Genomic DNA, 13,037 nt, shown 5'->3' on the forward strand with positions numbered 1-13,037 from the left:
GCGCGCGAACGCGACGCCGGCGCGCGACCGGCGCGCCGCGCCACCCTCGTCACCGGCTGGCCCCGCCGAGCACAGCCCATCGCGCCCGACGACGGGTGCTGCCCCGCGCCCCCGCGCGACCCGCGCCGGCGAACGCGGTCCCGGTGTGGCCTCGCCTGGCGAGCGCGAACGGCGCGCGCCATCGCCGCGGCGCATCGACGAGCGCCCCGCGACGCCACGGCGCGACGCCGCACCGCGACGCGACGCGCGCCCGACGCCCCGGCCGCAGCCGCCGGCGCCCGCGCGCGGGCCGAAGGCCACTCGGCCGACGGCGAGTTCCCAGGCAGCGCCGCCCCCCGCGCCCCGGCCGCACGGCGAGCAGCCCGCAAGCCAGGGCGTGCGCCTGTCGAAGTGGCTGACCGCGCAGGGCCTGGCGTCGCGTCGCGAGGCCGACGAGTGGATCGAGGCCGGCTGGGTGCGTGTCGACGGCGTGCCGGCGCGGCTGGGCCAGCGCGTGACGCCGGCGCAGCGCATCGAGGTCGACCCGGCAGCGCGGCAGCAGCAGGCGCGGCGCGTGACGATCCTGCTGCACAAGCCGCTGGGCTACGTCAGCGGCCAGCCCGAGGACGGCCACGAAGCCGCCGCGTCACTCGTGACCGCGGCCAACCACTGGCGCGACGACCCGACACGCCGGCCGTTCCACCCCGCGCACGCGCGCGGGCTCGCGCCCGCGGGCCGGCTCGACATCGATTCGACGGGCCTGCTCGTGCTGACGCAGGACGGGCGCGTGGCCAAGCAGCTGATCGGCGACGACTCGGCCATCGAGAAGGAGTACCTGGTGCGCGTCGAGCCGATGCGCCCGGGGCCGCTGGCGCCCGACGTGCTCGAGCGGCTGCGACACGGCCTCGAGCTCGACGGCCGGCCGCTGAAGCCCGCGCGCGTGAGCTGGGCCAACGAGGACCGCCTGCGCTTCGTGCTGCGCGAGGGGCGCAAGCGGCAGATCCGCCGCATGTGCGAGCTCGTCGGGCTGAAGGTCGTCGCACTCAAGCGCGTGCGCATCGGGCGCATCGTGCTCGGCAAGCTGCCGCCCGGGCAGTGGCGCTACCTGGCCGACCACGAGCGCTTCTAGGCGGCGCCGCCGCGGCGCTCAGGTGAGCTTGCCGTGGCAGTGCTTGTACTTCTTGCCGCTGCCGCACGGGCACGGGTCGTTGCGGCCGACCTTGGGCACGGTGGCCACCGCGGTGGCGGCGTCGCGCTCCTGACTGACGCTGCCGTCCTCGTTGGGGTGCGTGTAGGTCACGTTGGCGACGTGGCTGGCGCGCTCCTCGAGCGTCTCGGCGGCCTGCGCGGCCTGCTCCTGCGTCTGCACGCGCACCGTCATCAGCACGCGCGTGACTTCCATCTTGACGACGTCGAGCAGCTGCTCGAACAGCTCGAAGGCCTCGCGCTTGTACTCCTGCTTCGGGTTCTTCTGCGCGTAACCGCGCAGGTGGATGCCCTGGCGCAGGTAGTCGAGCGCGGCGAGGTGCTCGCGCCAGTGCGTGTCGAGCGACTGCAGCAGCACCATGCGCATGAACGGCGTGAACTGCTCGGCGCCGACGAGCGCGACCTTGGCCGTGAACGCCTGGTCCGCCGCGGCGACGACCTTCTCGACGATGTCCTCGTCGGTGATCTGCTCGCTGCCCTCGACGAGCGACTTCAGGTCGACGTCGAGGTGCCACTCGTCGGCGAGCACCTTCTGCAGCGCGTCGAGGTCCCACTGCTCCTCGAGGCTGTCGGCCGGCACGTACGTGCGCACGACGTCGGTCATCGCCGAGCGGCGCAGGTTGGCGATCTGGTCGTCGAGGTTCTTCGCCTCGAGGATCTCGTTGCGCTGCTGGTAGATGACCTTGCGCTGGTCGTTGGCGACGTCGTCGTACTCGAGCAGCTGCTTGCGGATGTCGAAGTTGCGCGCCTCGACCTTGCGCTGCGCGCTCTCGATGCTGCGGCTGACGATGCCGGCCTCGATCGCCTCGCCCTCGGGCATCTTCAGCCGGTCCATGATCGCGCGCACGCGGTCGCCGGCGAAGATGCGCATCAGCGGGTCTTCGAGCGAGAGGTAGAAGCGCGACGAGCCCGGGTCGCCCTGGCGGCCGGCGCGGCCGCGCAGCTGGTTGTCGATGCGCCGGCTCTCGTGGCGCTCGGTGGCGATGATGCGCAAGCCGCCGAGCGCGACGACCTGGTCGTGCAGCGCCTGCCACTCGTCGCGCAGCTTCTGCGCACGCGCCTTCTTTTCGTCTTCCGACAGGTTCGGGTCGGCCTCGAGCAGCTGGATCTGCTTGTCGACGTTGCCGCCGAGCACGATGTCGGTGCCGCGGCCGGCCATGTTGGTCGCGATCGTGATCATCTTCGGCCGGCCAGCCTGCGCGACGATCTCGGCCTCCTTCGCGTGCTGCTTGGCGTTGAGCACCTGGTGCGGCAGGCCCTGCTTCTTCAGCATCGCCGAGACGAGCTCGGAGTTCTCGATCGACGTCGTGCCCACGAGCACCGGCTGCCCGCGCTCGTAGCAGCTGCGAATGTCGGCGATGACGGCGTCGTACTTCTCCTTGGCCGTCTTGTAGACGAGGTCGAGCTCGTCCTTGCGGATCATCGGCTTGTTCGGCGGGATGATCACGGTCTCGAGGCCGTAGATCTCCTTGAACTCGTAGGCCTCGGTGTCAGCCGTGCCCGTCATGCCCGCGAGCTTGGCGTACATGCGGAAGTAGTTCTGGAACGTGATCGACGCGAGCGTCTGGTTCTCGCTCTGGATCGGCACGCCTTCCTTGGCCTCGACGGCCTGGTGCAGGCCGTCGCTCCAGCGCCGCCCCGTCATCAGCCGGCCGGTGAACTCGTCGACGATGATGACCTCGGGCCCGCGCTCGCCGGCCTGCACGACGTAGTGCTGGTCGCGGTGGTACAGGTGGTGCGCACGCAACGCCGCGTAGACGTGGTGCATCAGCGTGATGTTGGCCGGGTCGTACAGGCTCGCGCCCTCGGCGAGCAGCCCCGCCTGCGTGAGCAGCGCCTCGGCGCGCTCGTGCCCCTGCTCGGTCAGGTAGACCTGGTGGCTCTTCTCGTCGACGGTGAAGTCGCCCGGCTCGATGACGCCCTGCCCGGTGCGCGGGTCGGCCTCGCCGATCTGCCGCTTCAGCGCCGGCACGATGGCGTTGACGCGCACGTACAGCTCGGTGTGGTCCTCGGCCTGGCCGCTGATGATCAGCGGCGTGCGCGCCTCGTCGATCAGGATCGAGTCGACCTCGTCGACGATCGCGTAGTTGAGCCCGCGCGCGACGCGGTCGCTCACCTCGTAGACCATGTTGTCGCGCAGGTAGTCGAAGCCGAACTCGTTGTTCGTGCCGTACGTGACGTCGGCAGCGAACGCGGCCTGCTTCTCCTCGCGCTGCATGCCCGGCACGTTGACGCCCACCGTCAGTCCGAGGAAGCCGTACAGCCGCCCCATCCACTCGGCGTCACGCCGCGCGAGGTAGTCGTTGACGGTGACGACGTGCACGCCCTTGCCGGGCAGCGCGTTCAGGTACACCGGCAGCGTCGCGGTCAGCGTCTTGCCTTCGCCGGTGCGCATCTCGGCGATCTTGCCCTCGTGCAGCGCGATGCCGCCGATCAGCTGCACGTCGAAGTGGCGCATCTTCAGCACGCGCTTGCTGGCCTCGCGCACGACGGCAAAGGCCTCGGGCAGCAGCGCGTCGAGCGACTCGCCCTTGGCGATGCGGGCACGGAACTCGTCGGTCTTGGCACGCAGCGCGGCGTCGTCGAGCTTCTCGAACTGCGGCTCGAGCGCGTTGATGCGCTCGACCGTGCGGCGGTACTGCTTGAGCAGGCGGTCGTTGCGCGAGCCGAACAGGGCGGTCAGAACGTTGAGCATGGGCAGGGTCGTCGTACGGGCGGGCGGCGGGAGGCAGGCATCGACGGTGCGCGACGCCGCGCGCGGGGCGTCCGCCGGCGCCGGTGGCGACCGAAGCGGCGCGCAGGCCGTGGGCGGGCGGCAGCGCCATCCCACTGCGGGCACCCGTGGGAAAGGCGGTCAGTGTAGCACCCGGGTCCGGCGACGCGGGCCGCACGGGCGCCTTGGGCGCGGCACCGCGCGCGACGAGGGCTACACTGCCCGCATGGGCCGCTCCCCTTTTCCTCCGCGCGGCGACGCCGTGATGCCACCGATGGCGCTGCCGCTGGAGCGCGCGATCGCCGGCAGCGCGGCGCTGGCGCGCCTGGGCGAGCGCCTGCGGCAGTCGCAGGCTCGGCACGCGAGCATCGTCGGCGTGCTGCCGGCCGCGCTGCGCGCCCACGTGCACGCCGGGCCGATCGACGAGCGGCAGTGGGTGCTGCTGGCGTCCAGCGCGGCGGTGGCCGCGAAGCTGCGTCAGTGTCTGCCGAGCATCGAGCGGGCGCTGCTCGATGCCGGCTGGCCGCCGCTGGAGATCCGCGTGCGCGTTCGTCGCGCGTAGCGGCGCGGCCCGGCGGGTCGCGAACGGGCGTGGTGCCGGCTGTCAGAGTCGAACTGACGACCTTCCGCTTACAAGGCGGGTGCTCTACCAGCTGAGCTAAGCCGGCCGGACCTTCGCGAAGGATTGTAGGAGGCGCCCCACCACGCCGGGCCGGCTCGCGACGGTGCGGGCGCAGCAGCCGCGGCCGGTCACTTGACGCGCTTGAGCGATGGACGCGATGGCGGGTGGTCGTCGGGCGGTGGTTCGTCACCACCGTCGGCCGCCGACGTCTCGGCCGCACCCTCGACGCTGGCCAGCCGCAGCCCGCGCGGGGCCGGGGCCACACGCGGGGCCGGTGCGGCCACGCCGGCGGCGGGCTCGGCCGGCGCGCCAGCGGTGGGCAGCGGGAACGCCATGCCCTGACCGTTTTCGCGCGCGTAGATCGCGACGACGTGGTCGACGGGGACGACGATCTCGCGCGCAGCGCCGCCGAAGCGCGCCTTGAACTCGATCACGTCGTTGCCGAGCTTGAGCCCCGACGTGGCCTCGAAGCCGACGTTGAGCACGATCTCGTTGTTCTTGACGTACTCGCGCGGCACCTGGACGCTGTCGTCGACGAACACCGCGATGTACGGCGTGAAGCCGTTGTCGGTGCACCAGTCGTGCAGCGCGCGGATCAGGTAGGGCCGGGTCGAGGTGCCCTGCGACTCGGAGGCCGTGGGGGGCGAGGTCATCGCGGCGGGTGCAGCGTCACTTGCGCATCACCTTCTCGGACGGCGTCAGCGCCTCGATGTACGCCGGGCGCGAGAAGATGCGCTCGGCGTACTTCAGCAGCGGCAGCGCGTTCTTGCTCAGGTCGATGCCGTAGTAGTCCAGGCGCCACAGCAGCGGGGCGATCGCGACGTCGAGCATCGAGAAGTCGTCGCCGAGCATGTACTTGTTCTTGACGAAGATCGGCGCGAGCTGTGTCAGGCGATCGCGGATCTGCGCACGCGCCTTCTCGATCTGCTTCTCGGTCGGCTTCACGCCGCGCGACTCGAGGATGTTGACGTGCGTGAACAGTTCCTTCTCGAAGTTGAACAGGAACAGGCGCACGCGCGCGCGCGCGACGGGGTCGCCGGGCATCAGCTGCGGGTGGGGGAAGCGCTCGTCGATGTACTCGTTGATGATGTTCGACTCGTACAGGATGAGGTCGCGCTCGACGAGGATCGGCACCTCGTTGTACGGGTTCATCAAGGCGATGTCTTCCGGCTTCGCGAAGAGGTCGACGTCGCGGATCTCGAAGTCCATGCCCTTCTCGAACAGCACGAAGCGGCAGCGGTGCGAGTAGGGGCAGGTGGTTCCTGAATACAGCACCATCATGGCGAGACGATCCTTCTCATCGGGGGTGGCGCGCTTCGCGCGCCGCCGCAAAGCAAGATGCGCAGCAGGCGCGTGCGCCGTGCTGCGCGGGGGCCACCGCTCGCGCGGCGGCGCTCGGGTTTACTTGACGTCCTTCCAGAACGCGGCGTTCAGTCGCCACGCGATCACGGTGAACACGGCAAGGAAGATCAGCACGACCACACCGATGCGGATGCGGTCCGCACGCATCGGCTCGCCCATCCAGTGCAGGAACGCGACGAGGTCGCCGACGGCCTCGTCGTACTGCTGCGGGGTCATCGTGCCGGGCTTGACCTGCTCCCAGCGACCGGTGAAGACCTCGACCTCGTGGCCGTGCTCGACGCGCTTGTCGAACACCGGCCGGCGCTCGCCCTGCAGCTCCCACAGCACGTGCGGCATGCCCACGCTCGGAAACGCGAGGTTGTTCCAGCCGGTGGCCTTCGTGTCGTCGCGGTAGTAGGTGCGCAGGTAAGTGTAGAGGTAGTCGGCACCGCTGCCCATGCCGGCGGCCGATCGCGAGCGCGCGATCACGGTGAGGTCGGGCGGCACGGCGCCAAACCACTCCTTGGCGTCGCGCGGATTCAGCGACACCTTCATCAGGTCGCCCACCTTGTCGGTGGTGAACATCAGGTTGCTCTTGATCTGCTCGTCGGTCAGGCCGATGTCGCGCATGCGGTTGTAGCGCATGAACGCCGCGGCGTGGCAGTTCAGGCAGTAGTTGACGAACAGCTTGGCGCCGTTTTGCAGCGCCGCCAGGTCGTTGGCCTTCTGGGTCGGGAAGCGGTCCCAGGCGATGCCGCCACCGGCGGCGTGCGCGGCGCCGGCAAAGGCCAGCGCGGCCAGCAGCGACACGATCAGCTTCTTCATTTCGATTTCTCCGTCGTCCGTGTCAGTGCGCCTTGAAGACCACGCGGTCCGGCACCGGCTTGAACTCGCCGATGCGGGTCCACCACGGCATCAGGAGGAAGAAGGCGAAGTAGAACAGCGTGCCGATCTGCGACACGAGGGTGCCGACGTCCGACGGCGGCTTGATGCCGAGGTAGCCGAGCACGACGAAGAACACGACGAACGCGGCATACAGGTACTTGTGCCAGGTGGGCCGGTAGCGGATCGAGCGCGCCGGGCTGCGGTCGAGCCAGGGCAGGAAGAACAGGATGATCACGGCGCCGCCCATCACGACGACGCCCCAGAACTTCGCGTCGAACGTCTTCAGCAGCGCGATGCCGACGACGGCACCGACGATCGTCGCGAGCTTGCCCCTGCCCGACAGGCCGCCGACCAGCACCGCGAGCACGGCGGCGATCGCGATCACGACGACGAGGACGTTGACGAACACGTCGGTCGTCGCGCGCAGCATCGAGTAGAACGGCGTGAAGTACCACACCGGGGCGATGTGCGCCGGCGTCTTCAGCGGGTCGGCAGGGATGAAGTTGTTGAACTCGAGGAAGTACCCGCCCATCTCCGGTGCGAAGAAGATGATCGCGGTGAAGATCATCAGGAACACCGAAACGCCGACGATGTCGTGCACGGTGTAGTACGGGTGGAACGGAATGCCGTCGAGCGGCTTGCCGCTGGCGTCCTTCTTGGCCTTGATCTCGATGCCGTCGGGGTTGTTCGAGCCGACCTCGTGCAGCGCAATGATGTGCGCCACCACCAGCCCGAGCAGCACGAGCGGGATCGCGATGACGTGGAAGCTGAAGAAGCGGTTCAGCGTCGCGTCGCTGACGACGTAGTCGCCGCGGATCAGCAGCGCGAGGTCCTCGCCGACGAAGGGCACGGCGGCGAACAGGTTGACGATGACCTGCGCGCCCCAGTAGCTCATCTGGCCCCACGGCAGCAGGTAGCCGAAGAAGGCCTCGGCCATCAGGCACAGGAAGATCGCGCAGCCGAAGATCCAGATCAGCTCGCGCGGCTTGCGGTACGAGCCGTACAGCAGCCCGCGGAACATGTGCAGGTACACGACGATGAAGAACGCGCTCGCGCCCGTCGAGTGCATGTAGCGGATGATCCAGCCGCCGGGCACGTCGCGCATGATGTACTCGACCGACGCGAACGCGAGCTCGGCGTCGGGCTTGTAGTGCATCACGAGGAAGATGCCGGTGACGATCTGGATCACCAGCACCAGCAGCGACAGCGAACCGAAGAAGTACCAGAAGTTCAGGTTCTTCGGCGCGTAGTACTGGGCCATGTGGTCGTTCCACAGCTTGGACGCCGGGAGACGGTTGTCGACCCAGTTCATGAACTTGACGCCCAGCGGCGCGTCGGCGGGGACTTCCTTGAATTCAGCCATCGCGATCTCCTGAGACTGCCTGGAAATCAGGCCTTGTCCTCACCGATGAGGATCTTGGTGTCCGACAGGTACATGTGCGGCGGCACCTCGAGGTTGTCGGGCGCGGGCTTGTTCTTGAACACGCGGCCGGCCATGTCGAACGTCGAGCCGTGGCACGGGCACAGGAAGCCGCCCGCCCAGTCGTCGGGCAGCGACGGCTGCGCGCCGGGGGCGAACTTGTCGGTCGGCGAGCAGCCCAAGTGCGAGCAGATGCCCACCGCCACCAGCACCTCGGGCTTGATCGAGCGGTGCTGGTTCTTCGCGTATTCGGGCGTCGGGTAGGCCTTGCGTTCGGAGCGCGGGTCGGCGACCTGCGACTCGGTGTGCTTGAGCGACTCGAGCTGCTCGGGCGTGCGACGCACGATCCACACCGGCTTGCCGCGCCACTCGACGGTGAGCTTCTCGCCCGGACGCAGACCCGAGATGTCGACTTCGACGGCAGCGCCGGCCGCGCGCGCGCGCTCCGACGGCGTGAAAGACGCGACGAACGGCACGGCCGCGGCGACGCCGCCCACCGCGCCGGCGCCACAGGCGATCGCCACCCAGGTGCGGCGATCCTTGTCGACTTCGGGCTGGTTCATGAAGGTCCTCGGATTGACGTCGCGCTTCTTCCGCACCGTCGCCGCCCGCCGCGGCGGGCTGCCGACCACGGCTTCGACGCCGGCGTATCGCGCCTTCAGCGACCCGAAGAAGCAAGATCAACAAAACATTTTAGCGGAGCGCGCCACCCCCGCCGCGCGGCCGCGCCCGCCGCAATCGGAAGCGGTACAGTGGGCCGCGCGCCACCGCGTGCCGACGCCATCACGAAACAGGAGGAACCAACGTGAGTCTCGTCTCGGAATTCAAGGAGTTCGCCGTCAAGGGCAACGTCGTCGACCTCGCCGTCGGCGTCATCATCGGTGCCGCGTTCGGCAAGATCGTCGACTCCGTCGTCAAGGACCTGATCATGCCGATCGTCGGGCGCGTCGTCGGCGGGCTCGACTTCTCGAACTACTTCGTGATGCTGGCCGACCCGCCGGCCGGCTACAGCGGGCCGATGACGTACGAAGCGCTGACCAAGGCGGGGGTGCCGCTGTTCGCCTACGGCAACTTCATCACCGTCGCGCTGAACTTCCTCATCCTCGCGTTCATCATCTTCGTGATGGTCAAGCAGATCAACCGCCTCAAGCGCGAGGCCCCGCCCCCGCCGCCGGCGCCGGCCGAGCCGCCGGAGGACATCCAGCTGCTGCGCGAGATCCGCGACGCGCTGCGCAAGTAACGACGGGTAACAGACGCTTGCACTTCGGCGCGCGCGGCGCGCTGAAGTCGGCGCGGCCACCGTCGATATTGGTCGCACAGGGCGGCGGGCCCATCGTGCCGCGCGCCGCCCGCGGCCGACCCGACGTCTTCGATGAACGCGCCCCTGCCCCGCCCCCAAGCCGCGCTGCAATCTGCCGTGCGACGGCTGCACGACACGGCGCAGCAGGCCGCCCAGCGCTGCGTCGAAAGCCTCGGCCTGACGGCGCTGACGACGATGAGCGCGCGCGAGCGCGACGGCCTGCTCGCCGCCCAGTTCGAGCTCAACCGCAACCTGTCGGCGTTCGAGCTCGCGTTCGGCAAGCGGCTGCAGGAACAGGTCGAGCGCGCGCTCGACCCGTACCAGCCGTCCGGGCGCTCGCTCGAGGTCACCGACTGGACGGCGCTGCGGCTCGTCGACGACGCCGAGGTCGAGGCGCAGGTCAGCGCCGACCGCATGGGGCTGGCGATCCAGCACGCCTGCGAGTGGGAGCTGCGCGAGCTCGACGGCTACCTCGGCTCGCTGCTGCACCTCGAGCATCCCGACCACCAGCGTAACCCGCTGCGTCCGGAAATCATCGGCAAGGCGCTGGTCGCCGCCGTCGAGAGCGTGTCCGACCAGCCCCACGTGCGGCAGGTCGCCGTCAACGAGATCGGACGCGGGCTGGCGTCGATGATGCCCGGCGTGTACCGCGAAATCATTGCCGAGCTGCGCGACAGCGGCCTGCAGCCGTTGAGCCTGGCGCGGCGCACGACGCAACGCGGCGAGCTCGGCCGCGACACGGGCGCGCGCAGCTCGAGCCTCGGCGAGTTCGCCGCCGGCACGCGCACGCCGGCGGCCGCCGGCACGGGCGGCGCACACGCCGCGCCCGCGGCCGCCGCGCCGGGTGCCGGCACGCGCGTCGCCACGCACGGCGGCGATGCGCCACGTGCCGCGGCGGCGACGGGCGGCTCGACGATCGGCCACGTCGACGCCCAGCTGGTGTCGGTCATCCGCCGGCTCGCGCACCTGGGCGCCTCGATGCCCGATACCGGCGCCGGCGAGCACGGTGGCGACAGCGCCGCGCTGCCGGCGTCGTCCCACGGCAGCGGCGCCGCGGTGGCACCGAACCTGATCTATGCGCACCGCGAAGAACTGCGCCAGGCGTCGAGCGGCGCGCTCGACCACATGGTCATCGACGTGGTCGGCACGCTGTTCGAGCACATCCTGTCCGACCCGAAGGTGCCGCCGCAGATGGCGCGCCAGATCGCGCGCCTGCAGCTGCCGGTGCTGCGCGTCGCGCTGGGCGACACCACGTTCTTCTCGTCGCGCCGGCACCCCGTGCGCCGCTTCGTCAACCGCATCGCGTCGCTGACCTGCGCGTTCGACGACTTCAGCGACGGGCCGGGCAAGGAGTTCCTGCGCCTGGTGCGCGACCTCGTGCAGCAGATCGTCGAGGGCGACTTCGACCAGATGGCGCTGTACGAGCGCAAGCTTTCGGAGCTCGAGGCCTTCAGCGCCGCGCAGGCCCGGCAGGACCTGCAGGCCGCGGCCGCCGACGCGCCGCAGCTGTTCGAGGACAAGGAGCAGGCGCTGCTGCTGCAGCAGCGCTACGTCAAGCGGCTGGAGGCCGACCTGGCCGCGGTCGCGCTGCCGGAGTTCCTGCGCACCTTCGTCGCGCAGGTCTGGAGTCAGGCCATCGTCCACCTCTCGCTGCGCCACGGCGAGGACAGCGACCGCGCCCGGCGCGCGCGCCAGGTCGCGCGCGAACTGCTGCTCAGCGTGCTGCCCAAGGGCACGCCGGCCGAGCGCAAGGCCTTCGTGCTCGCGCTGCCACCGCTGATGAAGGACCTCAACGAAGGTCTGGCGCAGATCGGCTGGCCCGAGGACGCGAAGAAGGTCTTCTTCTCGCAGCTGCTGCCGGCGCACGCCGAGTCGCTCAAGAGCGGCTCGATCAGCCAGCTCGACTACAACCTGCTGGCCAGGCGGCTCGACGCGATCTTCGGCGCACCGCTGCCGCGGCCGGGCGATCGCGTGCCCGGTGTCGCGCTGCCGGTGCTCGACGACGTCGTCGCCGAGCCCGTGTTCAGCGCGGACGAGGCACAGCGTGTGGGGCTGGTGTCGGAGAACGCCGTCGACTGGACGCAGAAGGTCGACATCGACCTGAGCGCCGAGGAACCCGTGCTGACCGCCGACGACGTGCGGCTCGAGGGCCTGCCCGCGCCCGAGGCGATCGAGCCCGTCAGCGGCGCCGCGCTCGCGCAGCACGTGCAAGTCGGCGTCGTCTACCGCATGCACCTCGACGGCGAGTGGCACAAGGTGCGGCTGACCTACGTCAGCCCGAACCGCACGTTCTTCGCGTTCACCCGCGGGCGCAAGCACCAGCGCACGATCTCGATGACCTCGCGCATGCTGACGAAGATGTGCGAAGCCGGCCGCCTGCGCGCGTTCGAGAACGCGCACCTGCTCGAGCGCGCGACCGCCCGCGCGCGCAGGCAGCTCGCGGCGCTCGGCCAGGGCGGCAGCCGCAGCGCGCACTGACGCCGCGGCGGCTGCGCGCTACGCGCCGGCCAGCTGGCGCGCCATGCGCAGCGCCGCGCGCAGGCTGGACGCGTCGGCCACGCCGCGGCCGGCGATGTCGAACGCGGTGCCGTGGTCGGGGCTGGTGCGCACGAACGGCAGGCCCAGCGTCACGTTGACGCCGTGCTCGACGCCGAGGTACTTCACCGGGATCAGGCCGTGGTCGTGCGTCATCGCGACGACGAGGTCGAACGCGCCGCGGCGCGCGCGCATGAACACGGTGTCGGGTGCGAACGGGCCCTGCGCGTCGATGCCCTCGGCGCGCGCGGCAGCCACCGCGGGCGCGATGACGCGGATCTCCTCGTCGCCGAACAGGCCGCCCTCGCCGGCGTGCGGGTTCAGGCCCGCCACCGCGATGCGCGGACGCGGCTGGCCCCAGCGCGCCGAGGCCGTGTGCGCGATGCGGATCGTCTGCAGCACGGCGTCGAAGGTCACCGCGTCGATCGCAGCACGCAGCGCCATGTGGATCGTCACCAGCACGACCTTGATCTCGTCGTTGGCGAGCATCATGCGCACCGGCGGCGGCGTGCCGCCCGCGCCGGCCAGCGCCTGCAGCATCTCGGTGTGCCCCGGGTACGGCACGCCGGCGGCCGCCAGCGCCTCCTTGTGCACCGGCGCTGTGACGAGCGCCGCACCGTCGCCGCGCTGCAGCGCCGCCACCGCGGCGTCGATGCAGCGCGCGGCCGCCGCACCGGCGCGCGCGTCGACGTGGCCCCACGGCAGCTGCGCGAGCCCGCCGGGCAGCCCCGGCGGCTGCCACACCGCGATGCAGCCCGGCGGGCACGCGGCGGCGTCGGCCGGCGACTCGACGACGGCCAGCGGCACGCGCTCGGTCTCGGCGAGCAGCGCGAGGGCGCGCCGCATCACGGCCACGTCGCCGACGACGAGGGCCTGCGGCGGCGCGTCGACGCGGGCCTCGGCCGCCAACGCGCGCAGCACGATCTCCGGGCCGATGCCGCAGGGATCGCCCATCGTGACGAGCAGCGGCGCCCGGCTCACGGCGCGCCCCGGCGGCCGGCCCGCGACGCCGCGCCGGCAGCAAGAACGCTGGGCC

The 13,037-nt window shown here is 70.7% G+C and carries 11 protein-coding genes and 1 tRNA gene; 4 read left to right on the forward strand and 8 right to left on the reverse strand.

Going from position 1 to position 13,037, the window contains the following annotated elements; translation table 11 throughout:
- The coding region (locus MOJ79_RS13970) for a pseudouridine synthase (RefSeq protein ID WP_442863125.1) at positions 1 to 1,108 on the forward strand (1,108 nt) is incomplete at its 5' end.
- An 18-nt stretch (positions 1,109 to 1,126) separates the two neighbouring features.
- On the opposite strand, the gene secA is transcribed toward MOJ79_RS13970, so the two are convergent.
- Positions 1,127 to 3,880: a preprotein translocase subunit SecA gene (gene secA, locus MOJ79_RS13975; protein ID WP_241924706.1), complete on the reverse strand. Its 2,754-nt coding sequence runs from the start codon at positions 3,878 to 3,880 to the stop codon at positions 1,127 to 1,129.
- A 244-nt stretch (positions 3,881 to 4,124) separates the two neighbouring features.
- Between secA and MOJ79_RS13980 the strand changes: the two genes are divergently transcribed.
- A complete protein-coding gene (locus MOJ79_RS13980; protein ID WP_235823425.1) occupies positions 4,125 to 4,460 on the forward strand; it encodes a hypothetical protein in 336 nt (111 codons plus the stop codon).
- Positions 4,461 to 4,490: 30 nt separating this feature from the next.
- On the opposite strand, the gene MOJ79_RS13985 is transcribed toward MOJ79_RS13980, so the two are convergent.
- The 6 genes from MOJ79_RS13985 to petA all read right to left on the reverse strand — a co-directional run bounded on the left by MOJ79_RS13985 (position 4,491) and on the right by petA (position 8,729).
- Positions 4,491 to 4,566 (reverse strand) — tRNA-Thr (locus tag MOJ79_RS13985).
- Between the two features lie 82 nt (positions 4,567 to 4,648).
- The gene (locus MOJ79_RS13990; RefSeq protein ID WP_241924707.1) at positions 4,649 to 5,173 is read right to left on the reverse strand and encodes a ClpXP protease specificity-enhancing factor; all 525 of its coding nucleotides are present in this window, start codon (positions 5,171 to 5,173) and stop codon (positions 4,649 to 4,651) included.
- 16 nt (positions 5,174 to 5,189) lie between these two features.
- On the reverse strand, positions 5,190 to 5,801 hold the full coding sequence (locus MOJ79_RS13995; RefSeq protein ID WP_119292488.1) for a glutathione S-transferase N-terminal domain-containing protein: 612 nt from the start codon (positions 5,799 to 5,801) through the stop codon (positions 5,190 to 5,192).
- Positions 5,802 to 5,921: 120 nt separating this feature from the next.
- The gene (locus MOJ79_RS14000; RefSeq protein WP_241924708.1) at positions 5,922 to 6,686 is read right to left on the reverse strand and encodes a cytochrome c1; all 765 of its coding nucleotides are present in this window, start codon (positions 6,684 to 6,686) and stop codon (positions 5,922 to 5,924) included.
- Positions 6,687 to 6,708: 22 nt separating this feature from the next.
- On the reverse strand, positions 6,709 to 8,109 hold the full coding sequence (locus MOJ79_RS14005) for a cytochrome b (protein ID WP_241924709.1): 1,401 nt from the start codon (positions 8,107 to 8,109) through the stop codon (positions 6,709 to 6,711).
- 26 nt (positions 8,110 to 8,135) lie between these two features.
- Positions 8,136 to 8,729 (reverse strand): ubiquinol-cytochrome c reductase iron-sulfur subunit, encoded by a 594-nt coding sequence (petA, locus tag MOJ79_RS14010; protein WP_119292494.1) that lies wholly within the window; start codon positions 8,727 to 8,729, stop codon positions 8,136 to 8,138.
- Between the two features lie 242 nt (positions 8,730 to 8,971).
- Here petA and mscL point away from each other — a divergent pair, with 242 nt between their 5' ends.
- Both mscL and MOJ79_RS14020 read left to right on the forward strand, forming a co-directional pair.
- On the forward strand, positions 8,972 to 9,406 hold the full coding sequence (mscL, locus tag MOJ79_RS14015) for a large conductance mechanosensitive channel protein MscL (protein WP_241924710.1): 435 nt from the start codon (positions 8,972 to 8,974) through the stop codon (positions 9,404 to 9,406).
- Positions 9,407 to 9,538: 132 nt separating this feature from the next.
- Positions 9,539 to 11,944: a DUF1631 family protein gene (locus MOJ79_RS14020; RefSeq protein ID WP_241924711.1), complete on the forward strand. Its 2,406-nt coding sequence runs from the start codon at positions 9,539 to 9,541 to the stop codon at positions 11,942 to 11,944.
- A gap of 18 nt (positions 11,945 to 11,962) precedes the next feature.
- Here the strand turns inward: MOJ79_RS14020 and pdxA are convergent, their stop codons facing one another.
- On the reverse strand, positions 11,963 to 12,955 hold the full coding sequence (pdxA, locus tag MOJ79_RS14025) for a 4-hydroxythreonine-4-phosphate dehydrogenase PdxA (RefSeq protein ID WP_241924759.1): 993 nt from the start codon (positions 12,953 to 12,955) through the stop codon (positions 11,963 to 11,965).
- Between the last annotated feature and the right edge of the window lie 82 nt (positions 12,956 to 13,037).

It is taken from the genome of Calidifontimicrobium sp. SYSU G02091, from assembly GCF_022631395.1.
Classification (GTDB): domain Bacteria; phylum Pseudomonadota; class Gammaproteobacteria; order Burkholderiales; family Burkholderiaceae_C; genus Calidifontimicrobium; species Calidifontimicrobium sediminis.

Coding starts and splice junctions, on each gene's coding strand:
- secA (WP_241924706.1), bottom strand. CDS start 3,880: ATGCTCAACGTTCTGACCGCCCTGTTCGGCTCGCGCAACGACCGCCTG.
- MOJ79_RS13980 (WP_235823425.1), top strand. CDS start 4,125: ATGGGCCGCTCCCCTTTTCCTCCGCGCGGCGACGCCGTGATGCCACCG.
- MOJ79_RS13990 (WP_241924707.1), bottom strand. CDS start 5,173: ATGACCTCGCCCCCCACGGCCTCCGAGTCGCAGGGCACCTCGACCCGG.
- MOJ79_RS13995 (WP_119292488.1), bottom strand. CDS start 5,801: ATGATGGTGCTGTATTCAGGAACCACCTGCCCCTACTCGCACCGCTGC.
- MOJ79_RS14000 (WP_241924708.1), bottom strand. CDS start 6,686: ATGAAGAAGCTGATCGTGTCGCTGCTGGCCGCGCTGGCCTTTGCCGGC.
- MOJ79_RS14005 (WP_241924709.1), bottom strand. CDS start 8,109: ATGGCTGAATTCAAGGAAGTCCCCGCCGACGCGCCGCTGGGCGTCAAG.
- petA (WP_119292494.1), bottom strand. CDS start 8,729: ATGAACCAGCCCGAAGTCGACAAGGATCGCCGCACCTGGGTGGCGATC.
- MOJ79_RS14020 (WP_241924711.1), top strand. CDS start 9,539: ATGAACGCGCCCCTGCCCCGCCCCCAAGCCGCGCTGCAATCTGCCGTG.
- pdxA (WP_241924759.1), bottom strand. CDS start 12,955: ATGGGCGATCCCTGCGGCATCGGCCCGGAGATCGTGCTGCGCGCGTTG.